The organism is Ligilactobacillus saerimneri DSM 16049 (genome assembly GCF_000423265.1).
Classification (GTDB): domain Bacteria; phylum Bacillota; class Bacilli; order Lactobacillales; family Lactobacillaceae; genus Ligilactobacillus; species Ligilactobacillus saerimneri.
In genome coordinates this window covers 45,538-71,022 of record NZ_AUHQ01000006.1, presented here as the reverse complement: position 1 = coordinate 71,022, position 25,485 = coordinate 45,538, and the positions used below count along the sequence as shown (strand labels likewise).

Genomic DNA, 25,485 nt, shown 5'->3' with positions numbered 1-25,485 from the left:
CGCTTCTGGGCAGGTTACCTACGTGTTACTCACCCGTCCGCCGCTCATCGGTAAACCATCGTCAATCGGATGCAAGCATCTTCAATCAGTTGGGCCGATGCGCTCGACTTGCATGTATTAGGCACGCCGCCAGCGTTCATCCTGAGCCAGGATCAAACTCTCGATTTAAAATCTTAAGTCGATTAGACTCGTAAAAATTACTAGCGAATTGACATTCGCAAATGTTTTGCTCTTGCATTTAGCAAGAAGCCCTACACATTTGATTTGTCGAAACTTTGTTCAGTTTTCAAAGATCTACTTTGTCGCGATGCGACTAAAATAATATATCATTATTATGATAACTCGTCAACATCTTTTTTGCAATCAATAAATGACTTGCAATTGACAACAAAAAATATCTTACCAACTCTTTATCTGCCCGTCAACACTTTTTTTGCAAAAAGTAAATGTAATCCTTTTCACTTAGGGGCCACTACTTATTTCTGCAAACAACTACTAAAACTTTCCCTACCTACTAAATAGCGTAGCTATAGTACCCTTCTCACAAGCACTACCGCTACGCTATTAATCACCTTAACCACAAGTGAGCTTTTTTCACTATGGAAACTACCAGTAACACAAATACTCCACTAATCAAATAAACCTGCTGATAACTAAGTAATTCAAATAAGGAACTATATACCGCAACCCCCAAAGGTGTAAGTAATTGAACACTAGTATATAAATACGTATTAATTCTTCCTAAATACTCTCGGGGTATTTCTTTTTGGATATATGTAAACAGCGGTGGATCTGAAATAGCTGTCATAAAACCCAAACTTAGTTCAAATATCGCAAAAACTTCTAAATGTATAGTTAGGCAACCAATAAATACTGATCCCGAAAATAACTAGCATCAGGGTAAAAGTATTGTATATTCGCCTAGTAAATACCAGCACATCTTTTAGACTTATGATTGAAATTATTCCCCCACCAATAACGATCCCTAGTGAAAATAATCCCTGTATATTCCCGCTAATTGTAGTTGATTTCTTTAACACCTTCACGATGGTATAAGGAACACCTATCTCAATTGAAGTTATTGCAAAATTTAATATCATTACTACAATAATCAACTCTAATAAGCTAACGTGTTTGTTCAAAATACTAATGATGCTTGTCTTATCGTGATCATCTATATTAAGATTACTCTTCGTTACCTTAAACTTAGTCTTTCTTGTTAACAATAATGTCAGCAACTCTGTTACGATTTCTATCCAGATTAATCTTTCAAACGGTATTAATCCATATAAAAAACCAGCAATTGGTAATGCAAGCATATTTGTAATCGCAACCCCCGTAGTTTGAACAACGTTCAATCTTTGAAGCTGACTTTTTTCTACAAGATCTGGTGCAGATGAGAGATACGAAATTGTGAAAAAGCGAGCGCATAGATTATTGAAGCATGTAAAACCGATCGCAACATACAGCAAGTTGTTTTGAACATACGGATACACCTCTAAGAAGGTAAGTAACGAGATAATCAATCCTAGCTCCGCTAAGATCGCAATTTTCTTTTTCGAATATGTATCAATTATCTTCCCAATAAGCGGTGCAAAGATCATTCCAACTACTGGTCCAATAAAAATATTAACTCCGTAGCCTATGGCAGATCCGGTAACTGTCAAAAGTTTTAGTGATAGCACATAGGTAAAAATCGTCGCGCCTAAAGCGTTAATAAGTGTCGTCAAACTTACTTTTAATAGTTGCCCTCTCCCCGTTTCCATCGTGTTCCCCCCTTACGTGTTTCCGCATTGCTATATACCATATACACCATTTTTATTAATGTATTATAATCTATTTTTAATTCATTTCAAAGCGTTTCTACATCTAAACAAGCCCAACTTCCATAATAATAAAAGTTAGGCCAACTGATTCATAGACTATTAAACACTCGCTACTAAGGAACAATAAGAATATTTTCGAATTTTATCAGCACAGTTTCACTGTCAAAAGCTCTCTTAAATACTTTTTGTTACTTGCGCTCTAGTATTTGGCTTTCAACACTAATAACGCCCCGCAAAAACCTTTGTAAAATAAAAAAGACCCGCCGAAGCGAGTCCATAGATGTTATTAGTTGTTGTCGTCCAATTGCCGCATAGTTGGGAAGAGGATAACATCACGAATTGATGGTGCGTCAGTCAAGAACATTACCAAACGGTCAATCCCAATGCCCAAACCACCTGTAGGAGGCATACCATATTCCATAGCCTTCAAGTAGTCTTCGTCAACACCGTGAGCTTCTTCGTTACCAGCTTCACGTTCGCTGTCTTGAGCTTCGAAACGTTCACGTTGGTCGATTGGGTCATTCAATTCCGTATAGGCATTAGCACCTTCGTTACCACAGATGTAAAGTTCGAAACGATCTGTGAAACGAGGATCATCAGCATTCTTCTTAGCCAATGGTGAAATTGCTGTTGGGTGACCATAGATAAATGTTGGTTGAATCATGTGATCTTCACAGAATTCATCGAAGAATTCAGCAATAACGTGACCTACTGTGTAGTAGTCTTCAACTTCAACGTTGTGTTCACGTGCTAATTGCCGTGCTTCTTCGTCAGTCATTGGTTGCCAGAAGTCAATACCAGTATATTCCTTGATAGCATCAACCATGTGCAAGCGACGGAATGGCTTACCAAAGTCTAATTCGGTTCCTTGGTAAGTTACCTTGCCGTCTGGGCTAACAGCATGAGCAGCAGCCTTGTAAATACCTTCTGTTTCATCCATAACATCTTGGAAGTCGAAGTAAGCCGCATATGTTTCAATCATAGTGAATTCTGGGTTGTGCTTCTTATCCATACCTTCGTTACGGAAGTCAGGACCTAATTCATAAACACGTTCAAGACCACCAACGATTAATCTCTTCAGATATAATTCAGTAGCAATCCGGAGATACATGTCAATGTTCATTGCATTTTGGTGTGTAATGAATGGACGTGCTTCGGCACCACCAGCTTGAATTTGTAAAATTGGTGTTTGAACTTCGATAAAGCCGTTATCATCCATATACTTACGAATAGCAGCAATAATCTTTGTTCTCTTAATGAAGCGATCAAGACTGTCGCGGTTAGTTGTCAAATCAAGATAACGTTGACGATAGATAGCTTCCTTATCTTGTAAACCGTGGAACTTGTCAGGTAAAGGACGTAATGCCTTTGAAAGGAAGGTGTATTCAGTCACTCGCAGTGTTAATTCACCGGAGTCAGTCTTAATAACATCACCAGTAACACCGACGATATCACCGATGTCAGTCAAATGATCGAAGACTTCGTAATCTTTATCGCCAAGAACGTCCTTACGTACGTAGATCTGTACTCGACCGGAACGATCTTGAAGATCAGCGAAGCCAGTCTTTCCGCTGCCACGTTTAGCCATGATCCGCCCTGCAAGAGTTACTACAGCTTTAGCTTCAGCAACCTCTTCCTTTGACATGCCGTCAAATTTAGCGTGTAAATCACCTGCCATCGTGTCGCGTTCGAAGCGGTGTCCGAACGGAGCAATGCCTGCGTCGCTCAAAGCTTGCATCTTTTCGCGACGAACACGGAACTGATCATTCATGGTTTCGTTATTTGCCATTTCTTTATCCCCACTTTCCTAAAAGTTATCTTGATTATAGCATAGTAAATGAGCCTGTCAACAAAAAACACTTATTTTTTTCTAATCTTTTGTTAATAATTGTTCCAAGAAACCATCGAAGATTTGCGTCATTTTTTCTTCCGTTTCTGCTTCATTTAGTGCAGCTTTAACCCGGGCAGAACGGCGGATGCCTTTTAGATAGTATGCTGCTTGCGAACGGAACTCTTTCGGACCGATTTTTTCTCCTTTTACTTTAACCAATCTATGAAGGTGCTCTTTTGCTACTCTAATTTTTTCCTCCGGACTTGGCTCTGGCAGTAATTCTCCTGTTTCCAAATACTGAACCGTTTGCCGAACAATCCATGGGTTCCCTAAAGCAGCCCGTCCGATCATCACAGCGTCTGCTCCTACTTCGTCTAACATTCGTTTTGCATCCTGAGGAGTCCGAACGTCCCCGTTTCCCATAAATGGAATGGTTAATTTCTGGGCAACATCATGTAAAATTTCCCAATCAGCATGGCCAGAGTAAAGTTGCTTTCTCGTCCGACCGTGCATAGCCAATGCCTTGGCACCACCTTCTTGTGCAGCTAAAGCATTTTCAACTGCAAGAATATGATTTTCATCCCAACCTGTCCGCATTTTTACTGTTACCGGGATATCAACTGCAGATGTTACTGCGCTTACCATCTCATAAATTTTGTCTGGATCTAGCAGCCAGCGAGCACCCGCGTCTGTTTTAGTCACTTTGGGCACCGGACATCCCATATTAATATCAATGATATCAGTAGCAGTATTTTCAGCCACAAATTGAGCAGCTTCAACTAAGGTATCCTTGCTCCCACCAAAAATTTGCACGCTCACTGGATGTTCACGGGGATCAACGAATAGCATTTCCAATGTCTTCTTATTGCGATATTCAATTCCTTTATCAGAAATCATCTCACAAACTACCAACCCTGCACCAAATTCTTTACAGATCATCCGGAAAGCAACATTTGTCACCCCCGCCATCGGTGCCACTACCACACGGTTGGGAATTGTCACATCACCAATTTTCCACTCTGTCACTTCTCATCATCCTCTTTCTTAGTTTTTTTATTTTGTGCATGTTCCTCGATCGCACGTAATTCAGCTGCAGTAAAATCGTATTTCTTACCACAAAAATGGCATACAGCTTGTGCGCCATGATCTTCAGCAATCATCTGATCAATGTCAGCACTTGGTAGAGTAGCCATCATTCCAGCAAACTTTGCCTTTGAACAGTCACACTTAAACGCAACTGCTTTTTTCTCTAAAACTTTAACGTTAGATTCACCTAACAAAGCATATAAAATATCTTCTGGTGTTTTATTTTGCCGCAACATTTCAGAAACCAATGGTAATTCTTGCAGTCGCTTTTCAAGACCGGCAATGACCTCTTCTTGACAATCTGGCATCACTTGAATCATAAATCCACCAGCAACCTCTACCGAATCATCGGGATTTACAAATACTGATAAGCCAACAGCAGATGGAATCTGTTCTGATTGAGCCAAGTAATAGGTAAAATCTTCCCCTAGTTCTCCTGAAACTAATGGTACTTCCCCTGTAAATGGTTCTTTTAGTCCCAAATCCTTGGTCACCGCCAAGAATCCTTTTGTTCCCACGGCTTTTTTGACGTCAATCTTATGGTGCTCATTCAAAGGTAAATGAACTTCTGGATGCTGAACATAACCTTTGACAGTCCCACGGGCATTCCCTGTCACTACGATTCCCCCAACAGGGCCATCCCCGTTAATTTTGACAGTCAACGTTTCATCATTGGTCAGCTCGGCTGCACTCAACAGAAGCGTACCAACCATGCTTCTCCCCAAAGCTGCTGTGGCTGCACTCCATGTTCCCTGCTTGGTTTGTGCCGTAGCAACTGTTTGGGTCGCATCAATTGCGTACGCCCGCAGCTGGCCATCATAGGCTAATGCCTTAACTAAGTAATCGCTCATTTTAGTCCTTCCTTACTTGACAATAATTTCTTTTCTATAATAAACAAAATAACGGCGAAAAAACAATAAATTGTTTTTCCCCGTTATTCACACACACCGCATTAATTGCGGTCTTTATCTTGTGGATAGAAGTCGATCGGTTGATCATCTTCTGCTTGTTGAGCTTCTTCCTTTTGACGTTCTTCTTTTTCAGCCGCTTTAGCCCGAGCAGCATCGCGTTGCTCAAAAGCCTTCTTGGCTTCTTCAAACGTAGCTGCACGTTCACTTGGGAATTCACTCTGTGTTTGCTGTGGCATTTTACCTGTCTTAAACAAACTAAGAATTTGCTTTTCATCCAGGGTTTCATACTTGAGCAAGGCTTCAGCGATCAGCTTATGCTGTTCACGGTGTGCTTCAATAATCTCTGTCGCCTTTTGCATTCCTTCTTCAGCCAAACGCTTTACTTCACTATCAATCAAGTTAGCTGTTTGAGCTGAGAATGGCGCATTGCCAGGTACCATATCACCGGCAAACATTCCACTTTGACCTTCATATTGAACTGGTCCGAGCTTTTCGGACATCCCATATTGAGTTACCATTGCCCGTGCAATTTGCGTTGCTTGTTGGAAGTCATTGGATGCACCCGAAGACTGGGTCCCAAAGATGATCTGTTCAGCCGCACGACCACCCATCAGACCAGCAATCTGTTCTTGAGCATCTTTTTTAGTCATTAACATTTGGTCTTCCTTAGGCAACATGATAGCATAACCGCCAGCGCGGCCCCGCGGTACAATAGTAACTTTGTGGACTACGCGGGCATCGTTAAGCACTAGCCCAACGATCGTATGCCCAGCTTCATGGTATGCCACTGTTTCCCGTTCCCGTTTGGAAATTACCCGATCCTTCTTGGCTGGACCTGCAATCACCCGATCTTCAGCTTCATCAACATCGGAGGCATCAATTTGCTTCTTATTTCTCCGAGCTGCCAGCAATGCAGCTTCGTTTAACAAGTTTTCCAAGTCAGCCCCAACAAAGCCTGGTGTCTGCTTAGCAATTTCCTTCAAGTCAACATCATTGGCTAATGGCTTATTCCGCGCATGAACCTTTAGGATGGCTTCACGACCCTTGACATCTGGTCGACCAACTAAGATCTTCCGGTCAAAACGACCTGGCCGTAATAGCGCTGGGTCCAAAACATCAGACCGGTTAGTAGCAGCCATTACAATGACCCCTTCATCACCAGCAAAACCGTCCATTTCAACTAGCAGTTGGTTCAAGGTCTGTTCGCGTTCATCATGGCCCCCGCCCATACCGTTACCACGGCGACGTCCAACCGCATCGATTTCATCGATGAAGATGATTGAAGGAGCATTCTTCTTGGCGTTTTCAAACAAATCACGCACACGACTAGCCCCGACCCCAACAAACATTTCAACGAAGTCAGAACCAGAAATCGAGAAGAATGGTACTCCAGCTTCACCAGCAACAGCTTTAGCCAGTAAAGTTTTACCTGTCCCAGGAGGTCCTTCTAAAAGCACCCCTGATGGAATCCGTGCTCCCAAAGAAAGAAACTTTCGTGGATCCCGTAAGAATTCAACTACTTCGACTAATTCTTGTTTTTCTTCTTCTTCACCAGCGACATCAGAGAAACGAACCTTGTTGTTCTTCTTTTCAATTGGTTTGGCTTTAGACTTGCCAAAGTTCATCATGCGGCCATTGCCGCCACCTTGACCAGCCTGGCCCATCATCATATAGAAGATAGCAATAAAGAAGATTACTGGTAGGATGTATGCTGCCAGTTGAATCCACATACTGCTAGATTCTTCTTCCTTAGCACCATTTGTGACGTGGTTCTTCGTAGCATACTTTTGGATCTGGCTCATGGTAGAATCATTCGTCAATACATTAGTACTAAATGACTTTGCTTCTGACGTTGCTCCACCAGTTAACCGACTCAAGCCATCATTAGCTTTTGACTCGGTCTTGGCCGCCTTCTTGTATGTCCCAGTAATTTTGTAGGTACTACCAGAAGGCTGAACCGTAAAGCTCTTGACATTGTCCTTACGCAATTCAGTGATAAATTGACTGGATTGAATTTGTTGGGTCTGAGAACTTGCTTTGCTTCCAAAGAAGTAATACAGGACCCCCATAATGCCAAGGAAAACTACAATATAAAATAAGCTACTACGAAGAAGCCCATTTCGATTATTGTTCATAGATTTCCTCCATAATTTACATTGATATGAGTACAATCATAGCACAATTGACCATTGTTGACTATTAATTATTCTCATAAACTTCCCGCTTTAAAATACCTACGTAAGGAAGATTGCGGTAGTGGCCAGCGTAATCCATCCCATAGCCAACGACAAATTCATCCGGAATTTGGAAACCAACATAATCAACGTCGACTCCTTCAACCCGGCGTTCTGGTTTATCTAGTAACGTACAGATCTTAATCGAATTAGCTTCTCGTTGCTTCAATAGGTCTGACAGAGCCTTGAGCGTCCGACCTGTATCTACAATGTCTTCCACAATCAAGACATCCCGATCTTTAACTGATGAGTCTAAATCCTTAAGAATACGAACTTCCCCAGTAGAGATCGTGCCGGCACCATAACTAGAGATATCCATGAAGTCCATCTCCAACGGAATGTCCATATTCCGAACAATATCCGCCATAAAGAGAATTGCACCCTTTAGGATACAAATTACCAATGGATTTTTCCCCTGATAATCAGCCGCAAGTTGCTGGCCTAGACGCTTAACTTCGGCTTGGATATCTGCGCTACTGTATAAAATCTTGTCAATGTCGTTGTTCATTCGCTGACCTCTTTCTCACCGTGATTGGTGTACTATTACGTATTGAATTTTAGCATGGTCTGCGGGTCTTGACAAATCAGATTTCTTTAAACCAACTACCCATAAAACTTCATTTTCATCAGTAGTGACTAACCAAATTTGATCTCGCTGTGATCGGGGAATTTTATGGTCAATCAGGATCCGCTTGACTTTCTGACTCCCACTAGTAGTTTTCAACCGATCATGGGGGCGGCGATGCCTAATATATAGCGGTTTATCAAGACTGTCTATCTTCAAAACATCATCATGTAACTCGGGTTGATAAGTCGTCACTTCAAAGAGTCCAAAGCGTTCATAAGCCGAAATATTTACCCACTGATTTAATTTTAGTTCGTATTTCTCGTCCGAATCAACATGATTATCAGCTCGCTGAGCTAAGTAAAAAACAGTATATTCTTTGACTAACCACCATGACTGCCCCAGCATTACCTGCCCTTGTGGTTTGCTATCATTACGCAATAAAGCAACACATTGTTCTAACTGTTCTCCAGTAATCTGCACGTGTTGGGTGCGACACAACTCTTTAAGCACTAATTTTTGCCATGGACTCGCCAAGCGCACCCAATAAGCAACCAAATACCTTCCTGTACGCAATTTAATTTCATCCAATTTGGCAGCAGCTGCTGCTTGCGCAACCATCAAAACATCCGCTAATTGGTCTTGATATTCTTGGATATGAGCTAAGGTCTGCTCATTTTCTGCTTGTAACCGCGGAACTACGTTGTGGCGCATACGGTTACGCAAATAGTCATCAGTATGATTAGTATAATCTTCAAAATATTTGAGCTGATGAACAGTTGCATAATGCCGTAACGTAGCTTTGGAAATTCCTAGCAGTGGACGGACTAAACGAAACTTACCTTGAAACTGTCGTTGATGGCGAATCCCTACTAGTTGCTCCAGGCCACCACCACGTAAGAGTTTCATCAAAAATGTTTCAGCCTGATCATTCGCATGGTGGGCCGTCACCAAATAAGGAATTCCTTCACGTTGCATTGTCTCTGCAAAGAAATGATACCTAATCTCCCTTCCGGCTGCTTCCACCCCAGTTGCGGGATGATCCGCTCGCGGCCATACTTTGACAAAAAGTGGTAAATGTTGGCGGCGACAATATTCCTTAACATACGCTGTTTCCACAACACTTTGTTCACGAATTTGGTGATCAATGTATGCTACATAAATTTGTGGCCGGACCGCTACCGGTAACGTCTGTAAAAGATGGAGCAAAACGGTTGAATCGACCCCTGTTGAATACGCTACTAACACTTTTTTTCTAGCTAATCCTAAATTTTGTATACGCTGATAAAATTGCTTTTCTAGATCCACATTTTCACCCCTAACTATATATTTAACTTAACTTCTAGTTCATACCGTAAATTATTGCTTACATCTGGTTGTAAGCTTTTTCACGTCAGAAACTTATTCAATAAATAAAAAGCTGGGAGAAAATTCCCCCCAGCCTCATTGTCGCTGTATTTAGCTTCGACGGCCGCCTCGGCCACCACGTTTACCTTCAGTATTACGCCGTAGTGATGTCAATCTTTCATCACTTTCCTTTAAAAAGCCTGCCAGCATGGAATCAAAGTCTTGGTTTTTATGTTCAGTTTTGCGCTGGAATCCGCGACTGCCATGAGTAAAGCTTCTTTCTGACCGGTTATTATTTTCCCGCCGGTCCCGGTTATTTGATTTATTGAAATGTTTTGGATGACTATCTTCCCGGTGAGGCTTATCAGCCGCTTTTCTAATGGATAAACCGATCTTGCCATCATCGCCAACTGACATTACTTTGACAGTAACCTCGTCGCCGACTGTTAAGATATCATGAATATCCTTAACGTATTTATCCGATATTTCACTAATATGAACCAATCCAGTTGTATTATTGCCAATATCAACGAATGCGCCAAAATTAGTGATCCCAGTGACCTTACCCTTTACCTTCGCTCCAACTTCAACTGACATAAAAAACTTATATCCTCCTTAAAATAACTCGTAGTCTTAGTATAACACAGATGATTACCGATTAAGAATGCAAAAAAGCCGTATACCATCCTAATTAGTCTTTGGGGATGGTATACACTGTTTCACCTTTTTTAGTGTAGTAATACTTTTCCCGAATTAATTTCTGGACATAGTCTTTATCTTTGAGTTGCTTAACTTGCTGATTAAGTTGATCATTTTTAGCTTGAACTGTCTTGAGTTCTTTATTTACATCAGTGGTTTGCTTTTGCAAATTTACCACTGTTACCCGACTTTGTACAATCTGAAATAAGCACACCACCGTAATGATCGTCACAACTAACCCCAAACTTAATAGACGCACCTGATGGCGTTTGCGTGCTTCGTCCGTTTGCTGATACTGGCGTGCAAGCTGTTCTTGCCGCTCAGTATAATCCCGATGGAGAACTTTGATCTTTGATTTTTTCGGCATGGCTTTTCGTCCCTTTGCGTGTTTTTCATCCGTATTAATTATTTGTATTATAACAAAATTAAATTGCCTAATTGTAGATTAATTAAATTCGATAATCTTCTTTATATTCTTCAGAGATTAATTCGAATAAGCTGTCAGCTTCACCCTTCTTAGTCGTCTCCCGTAATTCCTTAACCTTAATTGTGAGCGTTTTGTTACCAAAAACAATCACTAAAATATCGCCAATTGCCACTTTTGTGGATGACTTGGCTTGCTTGCCATTAACTGTTACCCGGCCTTGGTCAGCAATTTCTTTGGCAACTGTCCGCCGCTTAATAATTCGAGAGATCTTCAAAAATTTATCTAATCGCATTATTGTTCACTCCGTTTTTTTTCTTATATTATGCCACAAGGTCCATAACCGCGTCCCTCCTGGCAAACTCTGCCATTCCGCCTGTGTCAGAAGTCCTGTTTCTAAACTTAACCCGATAAAAATCAAACCACCCAGAATAACCCCACTTGCAGTAGTACCGATGGCAACAAGTCTTGTCAGTTGTAAATAATGTTGGACTACCACCATTAGACTAACAGTCACACCAGCCATAATGCCAACCGCCAAACATAATTTTTTCCAGAAGCGATAATCATATAGTAAATGTTGGACCAGTGGGGGGAGCTGGAGCAACATAATAACTAGTGTTACTGTTAATGCCAAAACAGTTCCCCAACTAGCGCCACTAATACCTAACCACCGAATCAAAATAGTATTTGTTAGCAACTTAACCATAACCCCTGCTAAAAAACTAACCACTGTCACTTGCACCCGGTCTATACTCTGTAAGAGGGCATTGTAATTTGTAATTAGGGTAACTAACACGATGCTCAAGCAATAAATTGCTAGTGTGGTACTCAACACTGCATCCTTGAACAAAACCGTATTAATTGCGGGCATCAAGGTAATTAACCCCACCGTAGCAGCAACCCCGACCGTCACACTAATCCTGATGAGGGATTGACTTACCGCACGAAAAGCTTCCATATCACGCTTAGCTAAAGCCTTACTTAATGATGGTAAAAGAGTTGCTGAGAAACTAACTGCTAATACAGTTCCCACCTGTACTAGGGGCTGAGCGCGGTCATAGTTTCCTTTGACCGCTTTGGCTACCAGATCAGGCATTCCATTAGCTACCAAAGCCTGTTTAACTGTAAAGGAGTCCACTAATTGCAAAATCAGCATTAAAGCCGCAAACAGGCAAATTACTAATCCTTCTGTCAACAAACGTTTAGTTAATATCCTGTACGAAAAGCGCTGTTGCTTTTTTACTTTTTTACTGATTTTGGGACCTAAAGGAAGGAAAACCAGGCTAGCCACTATTGCACCAATAGTCGCTCCCAGCATCGCACCGGCTCCCATCCGATACACAGACCAATGATGCTGAACACTATAATAAGCTACACCAACAATCACTCCCACTCGAACCACTTGTTCACTAACTTGAGAAATCGCAGTTGGCACCATATTTAGTTTACCTTGATAAAATCCTCGTCCTACTGCCAAAATCGGCATCAAAAGGATCATCCACGCAACACTGCGAATAATTACAGTCAATTGCCGATCCCCCATGTGGAGCGCCAGTGTTGGTGCCAGTCCCATTAACCCGCCAAAGATGAGCAAAGAACCCCCACTCAACAATACTAATAACTGTTGCGCTGTCCGCCATTGTGCTCGTTCATCGTGAGCCTCCACTGTAACTTTAGAAATAAACACTGGTAATCCTGATAAGGCAAATGTCATTCCAATTCCATATAATGGATAAACTTGTTGGTAAACATAGAATCCAATATTTCCAACTAGGTTTTCAAACGGAATGCGATAAAAAGCACTGAGAATTTTAGCAATTAGGGACGACAAGGATAAGATTAACGCCCCGCGCATGATTGTTGTCACTTCTTTGTTATCACTCATTCTGTCCACTAACTCCTTTTGTTGGACGGGACGGCGTCGCCTCTTTCGAGATGAGTGCAATAACCTGTTTGAAGTAATTTTGTAATTCGGTCACAACCATCGTTGCTGTCATCTTAGGTTGCACAACTAGACTAACCTCCGTCTTGTTTCCCCGCGGGTTGATTGTGGCGTTGAGTTTTGTAACTGCTAATGCCTGCAGGAGTTGCTTTGGCATTACCTGCTGGGTCTTGGTTGCAGTAAATATTACGTTAATTCGCCTGCCCTTTTGTTGGATCTCCTCAACCAACGCCTGGTCAGCGTAAACTTTAAGGAGACCAATTTCTAACAAATTAGCCACTGCTTGAGGATACTCACCAAAGCGATCAATTAGGTCATCTTGTACTTCCCGATATTGGGCCTCATTTTCAAATTGACTGATCCGCTTATAGATTTCAATTTTTTGTTGGGGATCAGCAATGTAGGTAGCAGGAAGGTAACCTTCAATGTCCAAATTGATTTCCGCATTTGTCTTAGGAGTAACATGCTGCCCCCGCTTTTTAGCAATCGCTTCATTGAGCATCTCAACATAAAGATCGTACCCAACTGAATCAATAAACCCATGTTGCTGTTTACCTAAAAGGTTACCAGCCCCTCGTATAGCTAGGTCCCGCATTGCTATTTTGAACCCTGAACCAAGTTCCGTAAAATCTTTAATCGCTTCGAGGCGCTTTTCACTTACTTCTGTTAATACTTTGTTGGGTTGGTACATAAAGTATGCATATGCCACTCGGTTCGACCGTCCAACCCGGCCCCGTAACTGGTAAAGCTGTGAAAGCCCCATCCGGTCAGCGTTTTCTACCAGTAATGTATTAACATTAGGGATATCAACCCCTGTTTCAATAATTGTTGTTGTCACTAGCACATCATACTCTCCAGCAATAAAGTCAAACAATGTCCGCTCTAATTGTGCTTCTGTCATCTGACCATGAATCGCAACTATGCGTGCTTCTGGAACTAAATCATTGAGGAAATGAACTACTTGCTCAATATCTTCTACACGGTTATGGAGATAAAATACTTGGCCTCCCCGCTCAAGTTCCCGCCTAATAGCATCAACAACCACACCATAGTTTTGCTCGATAACATAAGTTTGAATTGGATACCGGTTTTGCGGTGGTGTTTCAATAACTGATAGGTCCCGCACTCCAAGCATTGACATATTCAGTGTTCGTGGAATCGGTGTTGCCGTTAAAGTCAATACATCCACGTTAGTGCGTAATTCTTTGAGACGTTCTTTATGCTTGACACCAAACCGTTGTTCCTCATCGATAATTAATAAACCTAAATCAGCAAACTGTACATCCTTTGACAACAATCGGTGGGTACCAACAATGATATCTAGTCTCCCCTCTCTAAGAGCAGTTAAAGTTTCTTTGACCTGCTTGGAGGTGCTAAAACGCGATAAAATTCCAATTTCTACCGGAAAATCATTAAAACGTTCAATCATTGTTTCGTAATGCTGTTGTGCAAGTACCGTTGTCGGGGCCAGTAAAGCAACTTGTTTTCCATCTTCTACCGCTTTAAAAGCAGCCCGCAAAGCAACTTCCGTTTTTCCAAAGCCAACATCACCAATCAACAAACGATCCATTGGTTTTGGCTTCTCCATATCCGCTTTAATTTCTTTTGCTGACCGTAACTGGTCAGGCGTTTCTGTATACGCAAACGCATCCTCAAATTCGCGTTGGTAATCATCATCGGGCGGGAAAGCATGCCCTTTTTCAGAATCCCGCTTGGCATATAAAGCAATCAAATCATCCGCAATATCTTCGATCTTGTTAGCCACTCGGTGTTTAGTTTTCTTCCATTCACTGCCTCCAAGCCGATTAATGTGAGGGGGCTTTCCTTCAGCAGAAACGTATTTTTGAATGCGGTCTAATTGTGTCACTGGGATGAATAAACGATCATCTTTTTGATATTCGATCGTAATATAATCCTGGTGCTTTCCTTGGACTTCCATAGTCTTCATCCCAATGTACCGACCGATCCCATGATTGACATGTACTACATAGTCGCCTTCTTTGAGATCTTTGTAGCTTTTCAACCGCTCGGTATTGCTCATCGTTAGCCGCCGGGGACGTTTCTTGGTCGTTTTAGGGAATAACTCATATTCAGTTAGTATAACTGCTTTAGCAACTGGAAGCTCAAAACCCTTGGTTAGGCTGGCTTCAACTATCTGGGATGTCCCAGGTTGCAGGGCTGTTGCCGGTGTAACAATAGCTGGTATTTTAAAGTCCGCTAAGGTTTGCTCTAATTTGGGAATACGCTTAGGGTCACTAACCAACAAAACAACTGTTTGTCCTTGCTTATGCCAGCGATCTGTTTCTACTTTGAGCAGTGGCATCTGCCCAAAAAACTGTTGTACTGCCCGGGTTTTGACTTCCACTGTTCCATCAAGTGTCATCCGTCCCATACCCTTAGCAAAAAGCGAATTAAAAATAATCAGGTGCTGATGATCTGCTTTTTGGAGAGTTCTAATATCATGATGTAACGCAAGGTTAGGTAGCAATCGTCCGCTTGCCATTCGCTCAGTTTGCCACTGGGCGGTATTCAGTCGCATTTTTTCGGCATGGTCTAGCAAACGATTATAGTCATCATAAACAATAATGCTTCCAGCAGGAACATAATTAATCACACTTGCCGGCTGTGTAAAAATCATCTCACTTAACGGCAAGTACTCTGCCACAAGTTCTCCACGCTTAAGAGCAGCCACCACCGGAGGAAAATACTGCTGCATTTGTTCCTGCAGCTCTTGATCCTGAGTTTTATTTACAGCAGATTGGTACTTTTTTTCTACTTGTTCCGCTGCACGGTTGAGCATTTCGAAACTAGCAATAAAATCAGTCGCCGGAATAATCGTTGCCCGATCAATATTAGCAATACTCCGTTGTTCTGCTACATCAAAAGTGCGTAAAGAGTCAACTTCTGTGTCAAATAAATCTACCCGAATTGGGTTTTCTCCATCTAACGGATAGATATCTAAGATTGATCCTCGTACAGCAAACTCTCCTGGCTTTAATACCATTTTTTGCCGTTGATATCCCATTACGCTCAGGCGGGCAAGGGTCCGTTCAAGATCTAAGTCTTGACCTAATTCCAATTGCACCTGGTAGTCTTGCCACGCTTGTGGCTGGGGCAAAAAACGTTGTATCCCCGCCACCGTGGTTACAATAATCTTGTGTTTTTCCCGTACCAAAGCATCCAACGCCCTTACTCTTTGGCGACGAAAATCAGGGGAACTAGCTGCCATCTCGACCGCCATCAAGTCTTCAACGGGAAACATCTCAACGTCTTCAGCAGCGACCAAGTTTGTTAAGTCAGCAACCAAATTTTGTGCATGGTATAAATCATCCACGACAATCATTAATGGTTGCGAACGGTGGCGCCACAAATCAACCAAAGCCATTGTTTTAGCTGAATCCAGCAATCCTGTCAGTTGATAGCGTCCTGCTGCTGGTAAGTGATCGCGCCACTTAGCATACTCAGGGACGCCGTCCAAAAGGTGATCTAACTGCATTTCGTACATTCCCTCCTTTCATACCCTTTGATCTTTTTTAGTTATGATCATTCATCACTTTAGCAAAATTGTCCGTCTTAACCCATTCCTCAATCGCAGCTACTCCATCTGCAATCGTATCCGTGATTACTGCTTTTTGGGCCTGACTAAAACGCGATAATACCCAGTCAACCACGGTCATTTTATCTGGGTGTCCAATGCCGACCCGTAGCCGCTTAAAGCTTTGCGTTCCAACATGGCTGATAATACTCTTAATCCCGTTGTGTCCGCCTGCAGATCCTTTTTGACGCAAGCGTAACTTTCCAATATCTAAATCCATATCATCATGACAAATGATAATGTCTTCGACGGGAATTTTGTAAAAATCCATTAACGGACGAACAGCACGTCCAGATTCATTCATATATGTTGTTGGCTTAACCAGTAACACTTTTTCCCCAGCAATAAAAATCTCAGTTACCAGAGCATTCATCTTTTCCTTAGCAAAAGTTGCTCCATACACTTGTGCCAACTCATCGACAACCATAAATCCTACATTATGCCGCGTTGCTTCGTATTTTTTCCCAATATTGCCCAAGCCTACAACCATTTTCATCACAAATCACTCCATTTTATCCATACCAAAAAACCCGGCGACCGCTTCGGTCTCCAGTTGGGGACGTTTTTCTTTGTTTAAGTATAGCATACCCCTTTTAGAAAGAGTTTATTTCCGCTTTTTTGCATATTAATATTCGTTTATAGTGATTAATCGCTATCATATCGGCGTTTATCAATCAAAATAAGTGTTATTTTTTATTGAAACTGTTATACTGTTCTTATAGATTGAATTATTATCTCAAGACGAAAGGACGATGTTACTTGGTAAAGAATGCAAATCACCAAAAAGTTATGTTAATTGGCGACGGCGCTGTTGGATCTAGCTATGCTTATGCTATGGCCCTACAAGGTGTCGCAGAAGAGTTTGGCATTATCGATATTGCTAAAGAGCGGACAATCGGTGATGCTTTGGATTTGGAAGATGCAACTGCTTTTTCTTTCCCAAAGAAAATCTATTCTGCTGAATACGCTGATTGCAAAGATGCTGACTTGGTTGTCATCACTGCCGGTGCACCGCAAAAACCTGGTGAAACACGGTTAGACTTAGTTAACAAAAATCTAGGTATCTTGTCTACTATCGTTAAACCTATCATAGAATCTGGTTTCGATGGGATCTTCCTTGTGGCTGCTAACCCTGTTGATATCTTGACATATGCTACTTGGAAACTCTCTGGTTTTCCTAAGCACAAAGTTATCGGCTCTGGTCCTTCCCTCGATACTGCACGGTTACGGGCTGCTATCGCTAAAATGACTGGGATCAACGATCCGCGCTCAATTCACGCTTTCATCATGGGTGAACACGGAGATTCTGAATTTGCTGCATACTCAGCTGCTACTATTGGGGGTAAACCATTCCTGGATTGGGCACAAGAAAACAATATCACTGCTGCCCAATTAGATGAAATGGAAGATCAGGTACGCAACAAGGCCTACGAAATTATTAACCGCAAAGGAGCAACTTTCTATGGAGTTGCTACAGCCTTAGCTCGGATCTCCAAAGCTATCCTCCGGGATGAGGGTGCTGTGTTGCCTGTTTCTGCTTACATGGACGGTCAATATGGATTAAACGATATCTATATTGGTACACCAGGGGTTGTCGATGGTAATGGTTTACGCCAAATTATCGAGGTCCCACTGAATGAAGCTGAACAAGCTAAGATGACTGCCTCAGCTGCTACTTTGAAGCAAGTATTAACTGACGGCATGAATGCTCTTGCTAATAAGAACTAAAGTTATTAAATCTATTCTTGACGACGAGGCTGGGAGAAAACAACGTTTTCCCCCAGTCTTTTTTATTCACTAATGTTTCACAGATATCGGGAAAAATAACCGCAAGGCTAGTATCTAAGTACGAGCGAAGACCACCACACTTTACGTCATTATCCGAGCATAACTCAATACCTGGCTGCAAAAGTTATTTCCCATTCACTTTTGATTTCTATAATTATTTAATTAGATTTTTGTGAAAATATGGTATGATTGACTTAAACACTAATGACAGAAAGCAGGGATTCAAATGTTACTGAAAACTTTGGTCAGACCTAAAGCTGAATTAACAACTGTGCCCGAAGATATTACTCTTGAAGAGGCACTCAAAATCTTAGAAGACTCCGGGTTCCGGTGTGTGCCTGTCCTTGATAAAACGGGTAATCTTTTCCGTGGCAATATCTACAAGATGCACATTTACCGGCATAAGTCACGGGGTGGTGACATGTCTCTCCCTGTTACCCATCTCTTAAAGAATGCAACTAAGTTTGTTAATATTGATGATGCTTTCTTTAAGATCTTCTTTACCATTAAAGATCTTCCTTACATCACAGTTTTGGATAATGAAAATCACTTCTACGGGATCTTGACTCATGCCAAGTTACTAGAGATGTTATCTCAATCATGGAATGTTAACGTTGGTTCCTATGTCTTAACTGTTGTTTCCTCTGGTGAACGAGGCGATTTGGTTGATATGGCTAAGATCATCACCAAGTACACTACGATTGCTAACTGTATGACTTTAGACGTTCAAGGAGAGTTAGTACGGCGGGTACTATTCACTTTACCAGCTAACATTACCCACGAACGGATGGAAAGAATTGTTGACGCACTTGAGCGCAAGAATTTCAAAGTTTCTGAAATTGAAGATCTTCAAGCTTAATTTCCTGACTAACTAGGGGAAGTTCCCTTTACTGGTAGTCATCTTTTGCCTCATCCATTCATGGGATGGGGTTTTTTTATAGCCAATCTCCTACAAGTTTTTTGCATAATCACTGGAAAATATCCTTTTGACTAGCTACTGCAAAACTTACACGATTTTAGCTCTTTAATAAGTACACAAAAACGAGGTTGAAAGAAAACAAAGTTTTCCTATCAACCTCGTTTTTTATTAACTAATAGGACACAGATATCGCGAAAATAACCACAATGTCACAAAGGTTATTTTCCACTCACAGCATACCTAAATATTCTATGTTTATAATCACCAATTTTACAGTTTGCCAACCAAATCAGTACCGGTGCCTAAACCTTCATCCCCTGGCTTCCAACCAGCTGGACAAACCTTATCCCCATATTTAGCAACAAATTTGGTTGCTTGTAAAGTCCGTAAAATTTCTTGGGCACTCCGTGCAATTCCGTCCCCGTATACTTGGTAAGCTTGAATCTTACCTTCAGGATCAATCACAAAGACCCCACGGTAGGCTAAGCCTTCTTCTTCGTTCAAAACATCGAACGCACGAGCTAGTTTGCCAGTTGGATCGGCTAACATTGGATAAGCAATTTTCCCAATCTTTTCTGACTGTTGTGCCCATCCCATGTGGGAAAACTCAGTATCTTCAGAAATTGAGTAAATCTCAGCCCCTTCTTTTTGAAAGGCCGAATAATATTCCTGGAGTTCTTCTAATTCCGTTGGACAAACAAATGAAAAATCAGCTGGATAGAAAAAGAAAATACTCCATTTGCCAAGAACATCTTGTTTAGTTACTGTCTTGAAGTCCCCTTGTTGATAAGCCTGAGCAGTAAAATCCGTAATTTCACAATTAATTAAACTCATGAAAATCCTTCTTTCTTGAAAATACTGAGCTACTTTAAAAACTTTCTAACTAAGTCAAGTGTACCTGTTTTCTTCTTTTCCAGCAAGTTCCCCCACCAAAAAGTTAGACGGGACAAAAGGCATCGTTTCGATGTACTTTTTGTCCCGTCTTAAGTACCTGTTTTACTTGGATTATTTAGCAGAATGCGGTGTTGTATGTAACTTGGTCAACCCGATACTCACGCGGAGTGCGTAGTCGACCTTTTCCATGGTTTGTTCATGGACATGGGTAATCTTTTCTTTGAGCCGCTGCTTATCTATGGTCCGTAACTGCTCAGCCAAGATCACAGAATCTTTTTCAAGCCCATGCTTGCTGGCACTCACGGCTACGTGGGTCGGCATCTTTGTTTTACTGATCCGCGAAGTAATCGCAGCGACAATCACCGTTGGACTAAACCGGTTGCCGATATTATTTTGAATAACTAAAACTGGGCGCATTCCTCCCTGTTCTGAACCAACAACCGGTGATAAGTCCGCATAAAAGATATCTCCCCGACTAATGCTTGTCGCCATCTACTCCCTCTTTTCGATAACGAGTCTATTTGTCGCTGAGGTCACCTATCCCCGGACAATCAATCCCCAGGTATTCAGCGCAGATTTCTTGATTGAGATTTCCCATCTCACCATATCCAGCAATAAGAGCCTCCAAAGCTTCCCGGTGAGCAGCCACATAATCAGCCACAACAGGATCTTCTTTAATGGTTGCCTCATCAACCGAATAAAACGAACAATATAAAGCAAAGTTTGTGCAATTGAATAATTCATCGTTGCGTTCTCTCATCACGACAAATCCCTCACTTACCCAGTACAAATAGCATCGTACAGATTTTATACCTTAAGATTACCATAAGTTCCTTCCCAGCTAAAGTCAATTGTTATCGGTTTAATCACGATAAACGCGGGGGACACGGTGGCTAAGCCCACATAGAATTTCATAATGTATTGTCCCAACGTAATCTGCAACATCTTGGGCAGTGATTTGGGCATCACCATCCCGCCCGATTAGGGTAACCTTCGTACCTAACTTAACAGCGTGAGGTAGGCGGATCATAAACTGATCCATGCATACTCGTCCTACAATCTCACATTCTTCGCCATCCACTAAGACTTTAAACCCTTGTAAACGTCGCAACCATCCATCGGCATAGCCCATCGGAACAGTACCAATCCATTCATCTTGCCCTGCAGTATAAGTCTTGCCATAACCCACTGAATCACCAGCAGTGATTTTTTTGACATGAACAACTTCACTAGTCAATGACAATGCCGGTCGTAATGCATATGTAGGAGCCATTTCACGGCCGGAAGGATTGAGACCGTACATTGCAATTCCAAATCGAATCATATTACCTGCCGTTTGTTGGTGCCACAAAGACGCAGCAGAATTAGTAATATGCACATAAGGTGGGAGTTCATCCAAAGCCCCTACTAATTTGTAGAAAGCTTGCTTTTGGTGATTAAAGTACGTAGTGTCAACCATATCAGCAGTTGCAAAGTGAGTAAATACTCCTTCAAATCGAAACTGTTCCGCATGTGCTCGCATGAACTCTTCGGCTTGCCGAACAGCTTCTGGCTGACGAAAGCCGATCCGCCCCATCCCAGTATCTAAAGCCAAATGAACGTTTAACCGTAATCCTTGCTCTGCCAATAATGGCAGTGCTTCCTGTAAAAATTCAAGTGACCCCACAGCCACTGATAAGTCATTAGCTGCAATATATGGGGCTTCTGTTACTGGATTAACCCCTAAAATCAAAATGGGTTCATTGAGTCCTGCTTCCCGCAGGGCAACCCCTTCATCAATTACTGCCACACAAAAACCCGCGGCGCCAGCTTCTTTAGCGGCGTACGCTACGGGAACCAGGCCATGCCCGTATGCATTAGCTTTTACGACAGCAAATAGCTTCTGGTCAGCTGGTAACGTATGTAGGACTGTGCGAATGTTTGCTTTGATTGCCCCCAAGTCCACTGTAATCTTTGTCCCCCGATGCCGTGCGACTACCATTATCAATCATCTTCCTTTTTCTCTAGTATTACGACGGTCGTCACATAGTCCGTTGTATGGGAAATAGAAATCCACGCCTGAGCCTGGTCTATTAACGGATGTTTTGTGATTACTGGTCGTCCCTGTTCATCGTTCAAGATCTCTATATCTTGGAAGGAAACGTGGCTGCCAATCCCCGTTCCCAATGCTTTGGCGTATGATTCTTTGGCTGAAAAACGTCCAGTCACATATTCTAAACGCCGCCGCGGAGGAAAAGTAGCATATACGCGGTACTCCTCAGGTGTCAAAACTCGCTCAGCAAAACGGTCTAGGCGTCCGCTTGCCAACATTTCTTGCTCACGTTTAATATCCGCAACATCATTGCCTAATCCTATAAGCATCTCTTTTCCTCCTTTAAATACTACTCTACATTCTAGCAGAAAGTTCTAAATATTAACTTAAGAATTGCCATTCAAAAAGGAGTGAAGTTGCTGGATGCAATTCTCCACTCCCATTCTTAATTATCACTGATTACCTATTAAAATGCTTACGCTTCTTATTGAAAGTCCGCGAACGCCGATCACCATTATTCCGATAACCACTATACCGGCGATTCTTGTGGAAACTACCTTGTTTCCGCCGCCGTGGTAATGGCCGTTCAGGAGTAATTTTAACCGGAACTTTTTCCGGATCATCCTTAGTCATGTTATTAAGCATCGCTGCCACTAAGTCAAGCGCATCATACTGGGCTAATAACTGTTCAGCTTGATCACGGAACTTGTCGGTATCCGTGTTATTCACTAACTTTTCGATATCTTCGAACGCTGTCGCCAACTGTCCAATAAAGGCTTCATGTTCCGTTGGCGGTTTAAGTGGCGTCATCCGCTTCTTAGTCAGGTGCTCGATAACCCGTAAATAATCCATTTCATTCGGAGTAACAAAAGTTACTGACACACCGTGCTTCCCAGCCCGACCAGTCCGGCCAATGCGGTGAACATAGCTCTCTGGATCTTGCGGAATGTCATAGTTATACACGTGCGTGACCCCAGAAATGTCTAATCCGCGCGCTGCCACATCAGTGGCCACTAAAATATCTAGTTGACCCTCTTTAAACTTACGTAAAATTTCCATTCGCCGTTGTTGGGTCAAGTCGCCATGGATTCCAGCGGCATTATACCCCCGGGCTTCTAACCCGCGAGCAACTTCATCGACCCGGCGTTTTGTTCGCCCAAAGACAATCGTCAAGTCCGGAGCCTGAATGTCAATCAACCTGGTCATGATTTCGAATTTCTCATAGTCTTTTGCCTTAACAAAGTACTGATCTACTAAATCAGTTGTCAATTCCTTGGCCTTGATCTTAACAATCTGTGGATCGTGCATGAAGCGTTCGCCAATTCGTAAGATCTGTTGTGGCATTGTTGCTGAGAAAAGCAGTGTTTGGCGCTGAGCTGGTAAAGCATGGATGATGTTTTCAATATCTTCCACGAAACCCATATCGAGCATCTCATCTGCTTCATCCAAAACCAACATTTGAACATGACGTAAATCGACCGTTTTCCGTTGGATATGGTCTAATAATCGCCCAGGCGTTCCCACCAAAATCTGTGTCCCCCGGTTAAGTGCTTTAATTTGCCGATGAATGTTGGCTCCACCATACACGGCTTGAACCCGTGCACGCTTTTCTTTACCCAAACGATAAATTTCTTCTTGCGTTTGAACTGCTAATTCCCGCGTCGGTGAGATAATTACCGCTTGTACTTCATGCAAGTCCGGATCTAAATGCTGTAACAATGGCAAGCCAAAAGCAGCTGTTTTCCCCGTTCCTGTCTGTGCCTGTCCAATAACATCCAGTCCCGCCAAGACCAAGGGAATAGTCTGCTCTTGGATTGGAGTAGCTTCTTCGAAGCCACTTCGATCAACTGCTTTTAATAAATCTCTATCAAGACCTAAGTCTCCAAATTTCAATCAAATTCCTCCTCAGTATATACCGATTATTACCAACTCAATTGGAAGAATGATCTGTGTTTTATATTTCTATTCTTTACTCTCTGTCAGGGCTGCCAATACAGTTTCCAAATGAATCCCATGACTTCCCTTCAAGAGCACTAAATCATCAGGTGCAATCTCTGCTTTTAAGTCAGCAATCAAACTTGCTTTATCATTAGTATCGTAGTAATGGATAGCAGTTGCTGGCATCTTAGCTAATAAAGCGTCGCGTAAGTTGCTCATTAACGGACCGCATAAATATACGCTTGCAATAGCATCCGGATTAATCGCTTGAGCAATTCCAGCATGTAACGCTGGTCCTTGTTCACCCAGCTCCAGCATATCCCCTAAAACAACAATCCGCTTACCTGTGGTTGTAACGTTGTTTTCAAATGCAGCTAAAACTTCTTTAACCGCAGTTGGATTAGAATTATACACATCACTCAGGATCCGTTCGCCTTGATTACCATCAACCCATTCAGTACGGTTTTTGGTCAGGGCAAAGTCCTGTAATGCTAGCTGCATTTCTGCCACTGGAATTTGAAAATAATCTCCCACCGCCAATGCTGCTAATGCATTATTAACGTTGTAAGCACCAATCATCGGGATTGTGAAATCGTATTCAGGCCATTTTAAAACCCGAAAAGCAGTCTGGTGACTATCACTAACAACATTCGTTGCTTGCAAATTATCTTCGTCATTTAAGCCAAAAGTCGTTGTCGCTTGGATTAATTTCTGTGTCCTTTGCCGCAACAACGGTTCATCTCCGTTATAAACCAAAAGACCATCTTCGGCCAAGCCATGTGTAATTTCCATCTTAGCATCAGCAATCTTAGCCCGTGTTCCAAAAAATTCGATGTGTGCCTCACCAATCATAGTAATAACAGCAACATCTGGTTCGACTAGCCGGCTCAAGTGGTCCAGTTCACCAAAGTGATCCATGCCCATTTCAACCACCAGTACTTCTGTATTCGGCTCCATCCCCAAGATCGTTGTGGGGACCCCGATTTGGTTGTTAAAATTAGCGTAGGTTTTTTGAACATTGTATCCTCGTTGGAGGATAGCAGCGGTCATATCTTTGGTAGTAGTTTTCCCATTACTACCCGTTACAGCAACAACGCGGGGGTTGATTTTGTGCAGATAGTATTGGGCAAGCTGTTGCAATGCGGTCAAAGTATCTGCTACTTCTAATGTATAAATTCCCTGTGGACGTTTCCCTTGGTGATCCTGTTGCCATAAAGTGGCAACAGCACCGTTGGCTTGGGCTGCTTCAATATAGTTATGCCCATCATGTTCCCCGGTAAGAGGCACGAAAAGTGCTCCAGCTGTTAAGCTCCGACTATCAAAGCTCACGCTAGTTACCATTACCTGTTCATACCCCGGTTGCGCTTCTAAACCTAGTGCACTAGCAATCTCTGCTAACTGCATTTTCATGCTAAATCTCCCTTTCTGGCTTTTTTGGCCGTCAACATAAA

Annotated in this window: 22 protein-coding genes and 1 rRNA gene; 2 read left to right on the top strand and 21 right to left on the bottom strand. The window is 42.2% G+C overall.

All coding sequences use genetic code 11. The features are described 5' to 3' along the window. From G541_RS0103380 to pth, 14 genes are all read right to left on the bottom strand, one after another. A 16S ribosomal RNA gene (locus G541_RS0103380) occupies positions 1-168 on the bottom strand; the annotation flags it as partial. Positions 169-824: 656 nt separating this feature from the next. After that, complete coding sequence (locus tag G541_RS09305) at positions 825-1,766, bottom strand: MFS transporter (RefSeq protein WP_235806329.1); 942 nt, start codon at positions 1,764-1,766, stop codon at positions 825-827. Between the two features lie 346 nt (positions 1,767-2,112). Beyond that, complete coding sequence (gene lysS, locus G541_RS0103370) at positions 2,113-3,615, bottom strand: lysine--tRNA ligase (protein WP_009555493.1); 1,503 nt, start codon at positions 3,613-3,615, stop codon at positions 2,113-2,115. 81 nt (positions 3,616-3,696) lie between these two features. Next, positions 3,697-4,683 carry a tRNA dihydrouridine synthase DusB gene (dusB, locus tag G541_RS0103365; RefSeq protein WP_009555495.1) on the bottom strand — a complete coding sequence of 329 codons (987 nt, stop codon included), beginning with the start codon at positions 4,681-4,683 and terminating at the stop codon, positions 3,697-3,699. Beyond that, positions 4,680-5,594: an Hsp33 family molecular chaperone HslO gene (hslO, locus tag G541_RS0103360; RefSeq protein ID WP_027826506.1), complete on the bottom strand. Its 915-nt coding sequence runs from the start codon at positions 5,592-5,594 to the stop codon at positions 4,680-4,682. The genes dusB and hslO overlap by 4 nt, the downstream gene beginning before the upstream one ends. Before the next feature lie 101 nt (positions 5,595-5,695). Further along, positions 5,696-7,789 carry an ATP-dependent zinc metalloprotease FtsH gene (ftsH, locus tag G541_RS0103355; protein ID WP_009555499.1) on the bottom strand — a complete coding sequence of 698 codons (2,094 nt, stop codon included), beginning with the start codon at positions 7,787-7,789 and terminating at the stop codon, positions 5,696-5,698. Positions 7,790-7,853: 64 nt separating this feature from the next. Beyond that, on the bottom strand, positions 7,854-8,396 hold the full coding sequence (hpt, locus tag G541_RS0103350) for a hypoxanthine phosphoribosyltransferase (protein WP_009555501.1): 543 nt from the start codon (positions 8,394-8,396) through the stop codon (positions 7,854-7,856). Positions 8,397-8,411: 15 nt separating this feature from the next. Then, positions 8,412-9,761, bottom strand: a complete 1,350-nt coding sequence (gene tilS / locus G541_RS0103345; RefSeq protein ID WP_051174550.1) for a tRNA lysidine(34) synthetase TilS — start codon at positions 9,759-9,761, stop codon at positions 8,412-8,414. A gap of 150 nt (positions 9,762-9,911) precedes the next feature. Then, complete coding sequence (locus tag G541_RS0103340; RefSeq protein ID WP_009555505.1) at positions 9,912-10,397, bottom strand: S1 domain-containing RNA-binding protein; 486 nt, start codon at positions 10,395-10,397, stop codon at positions 9,912-9,914. A gap of 94 nt (positions 10,398-10,491) precedes the next feature. Next, entirely contained in the window at positions 10,492-10,866 is a 375-nt protein-coding gene (locus G541_RS0103335) for an FtsB family cell division protein (protein WP_035162833.1), read from the bottom strand. A gap of 82 nt (positions 10,867-10,948) precedes the next feature. Continuing rightward, on the bottom strand, positions 10,949-11,218 hold the full coding sequence (locus tag G541_RS0103330) for an RNA-binding S4 domain-containing protein (RefSeq protein ID WP_027826503.1): 270 nt from the start codon (positions 11,216-11,218) through the stop codon (positions 10,949-10,951). Positions 11,219-11,224: 6 nt separating this feature from the next. Then, positions 11,225-12,811 (bottom strand): putative polysaccharide biosynthesis protein, encoded by a 1,587-nt coding sequence (locus G541_RS0103325; protein ID WP_027826502.1) that lies wholly within the window; start codon positions 12,809-12,811, stop codon positions 11,225-11,227. Continuing rightward, a complete protein-coding gene (gene mfd, locus G541_RS09300) occupies positions 12,804-16,364 on the bottom strand; it encodes a transcription-repair coupling factor (RefSeq protein ID WP_035162831.1) in 3,561 nt (1,186 codons plus the stop codon). The genes G541_RS0103325 and mfd overlap by 8 nt, the downstream gene beginning before the upstream one ends. A 37-nt stretch (positions 16,365-16,401) precedes the next feature. Continuing rightward, positions 16,402-16,959, bottom strand: a complete 558-nt coding sequence (gene pth / locus G541_RS0103315; RefSeq protein ID WP_027826501.1) for an aminoacyl-tRNA hydrolase — start codon at positions 16,957-16,959, stop codon at positions 16,402-16,404. A 263-nt stretch (positions 16,960-17,222) separates the two neighbouring features. On the opposite strand from pth, the gene G541_RS0103310 reads away from it, so the two are divergent. Continuing rightward, entirely contained in the window at positions 17,223-18,191 is a 969-nt protein-coding gene (locus G541_RS0103310) for an L-lactate dehydrogenase (protein ID WP_027826500.1), read from the top strand. 286 nt (positions 18,192-18,477) lie between these two features. Then, positions 18,478-19,110 (top strand): cyclic di-AMP binding protein CbpA, encoded by a 633-nt coding sequence (gene cbpA, locus G541_RS0103305; RefSeq protein WP_009555520.1) that lies wholly within the window; start codon positions 18,478-18,480, stop codon positions 19,108-19,110. 330 nt (positions 19,111-19,440) lie between these two features. On the opposite strand, the gene G541_RS0103300 is transcribed toward cbpA, so the two are convergent. The 7 genes from G541_RS0103300 to G541_RS0103270 all read right to left on the bottom strand — a co-directional run bounded on the left by G541_RS0103300 (position 19,441) and on the right by G541_RS0103270 (position 25,444). Next, positions 19,441-20,004 carry a redoxin domain-containing protein gene (locus G541_RS0103300; RefSeq protein WP_009555522.1) on the bottom strand — a complete coding sequence of 188 codons (564 nt, stop codon included), beginning with the start codon at positions 20,002-20,004 and terminating at the stop codon, positions 19,441-19,443. Positions 20,005-20,175: 171 nt separating this feature from the next. After that, on the bottom strand, positions 20,176-20,556 hold the full coding sequence (locus G541_RS0103295) for a type II toxin-antitoxin system PemK/MazF family toxin (RefSeq protein WP_009555524.1): 381 nt from the start codon (positions 20,554-20,556) through the stop codon (positions 20,176-20,178). A gap of 25 nt (positions 20,557-20,581) precedes the next feature. Beyond that, complete coding sequence (locus G541_RS09295) at positions 20,582-20,824, bottom strand: hypothetical protein (RefSeq protein ID WP_009555526.1); 243 nt, start codon at positions 20,822-20,824, stop codon at positions 20,582-20,584. A gap of 102 nt (positions 20,825-20,926) precedes the next feature. Then, a complete protein-coding gene (gene alr / locus G541_RS0103285; RefSeq protein ID WP_027826499.1) occupies positions 20,927-22,045 on the bottom strand; it encodes an alanine racemase in 1,119 nt (372 codons plus the stop codon). 2 nt (positions 22,046-22,047) lie between these two features. Then, positions 22,048-22,425 carry a holo-ACP synthase gene (acpS, locus tag G541_RS0103280; RefSeq protein WP_009555531.1) on the bottom strand — a complete coding sequence of 126 codons (378 nt, stop codon included), beginning with the start codon at positions 22,423-22,425 and terminating at the stop codon, positions 22,048-22,050. Positions 22,426-22,555: 130 nt separating this feature from the next. Further along, entirely contained in the window at positions 22,556-23,989 is a 1,434-nt protein-coding gene (gene cshA / locus G541_RS0103275; RefSeq protein ID WP_009555533.1) for a degradosome RNA helicase CshA, read from the bottom strand. A 69-nt stretch (positions 23,990-24,058) separates the two neighbouring features. Continuing rightward, on the bottom strand, positions 24,059-25,444 hold the full coding sequence (locus G541_RS0103270; protein WP_027826498.1) for a UDP-N-acetylmuramoyl-tripeptide--D-alanyl-D-alanine ligase: 1,386 nt from the start codon (positions 25,442-25,444) through the stop codon (positions 24,059-24,061). Positions 25,445-25,485 lie beyond the last annotated feature (41 nt).

Bases quoted from the DNA above. Each gene is read 5' to 3' on its own strand.
- hslO (WP_027826506.1), bottom strand. From the start codon at position 5,594: ATGAGCGATTACTTAGTTAAGGCATTAGCCTATGATGGCCAGCTGCGG.
- G541_RS0103300 (WP_009555522.1), bottom strand. From the start codon at position 20,004: ATGAGTTTAATTAATTGTGAAATTACGGATTTTACTGCTCAGGCTTAT.
- G541_RS0103335 (WP_035162833.1), bottom strand. From the start codon at position 10,866: ATGCCGAAAAAATCAAAGATCAAAGTTCTCCATCGGGATTATACTGAG.
- G541_RS0103270 (WP_027826498.1), bottom strand. From the start codon at position 25,444: ATGAAAATGCAGTTAGCAGAGATTGCTAGTGCACTAGGTTTAGAAGCG.
- lysS (WP_009555493.1), bottom strand. From the start codon at position 3,615: ATGGCAAATAACGAAACCATGAATGATCAGTTCCGTGTTCGTCGCGAA.
- acpS (WP_009555531.1), bottom strand. From the start codon at position 22,425: ATGCTTATAGGATTAGGCAATGATGTTGCGGATATTAAACGTGAGCAA.
- ftsH (WP_009555499.1), bottom strand. From the start codon at position 7,789: ATGAACAATAATCGAAATGGGCTTCTTCGTAGTAGCTTATTTTATATT.
- G541_RS09295 (WP_009555526.1), bottom strand. From the start codon at position 20,824: ATGAGAGAACGCAACGATGAATTATTCAATTGCACAAACTTTGCTTTA.
- mfd (WP_035162831.1), bottom strand. From the start codon at position 16,364: ATGCAGTTAGATCACCTTTTGGACGGCGTCCCTGAGTATGCTAAGTGG.
- G541_RS0103295 (WP_009555524.1), bottom strand. From the start codon at position 20,556: ATGGCGACAAGCATTAGTCGGGGAGATATCTTTTATGCGGACTTATCA.
- G541_RS0103340 (WP_009555505.1), bottom strand. From the start codon at position 10,397: ATGTCAGTTGAAGTTGGAGCGAAGGTAAAGGGTAAGGTCACTGGGATC.
- pth (WP_027826501.1), bottom strand. From the start codon at position 16,959: ATGAAAATGGTTGTAGGCTTGGGCAATATTGGGAAAAAATACGAAGCA.
- hpt (WP_009555501.1), bottom strand. From the start codon at position 8,396: ATGAACAACGACATTGACAAGATTTTATACAGTAGCGCAGATATCCAA.
- alr (WP_027826499.1), bottom strand. From the start codon at position 22,045: ATGGTAGTCGCACGGCATCGGGGGACAAAGATTACAGTGGACTTGGGG.
- G541_RS09305 (WP_235806329.1), bottom strand. From the start codon at position 1,766: ATGGAAACGGGGAGAGGGCAACTATTAAAAGTAAGTTTGACGACACTT.
- G541_RS0103330 (WP_027826503.1), bottom strand. From the start codon at position 11,218: ATGCGATTAGATAAATTTTTGAAGATCTCTCGAATTATTAAGCGGCGG.
- cbpA (WP_009555520.1), top strand. From the start codon at position 18,478: ATGTTACTGAAAACTTTGGTCAGACCTAAAGCTGAATTAACAACTGTG.
- G541_RS0103325 (WP_027826502.1), bottom strand. From the start codon at position 12,811: ATGAGTGATAACAAAGAAGTGACAACAATCATGCGCGGGGCGTTAATC.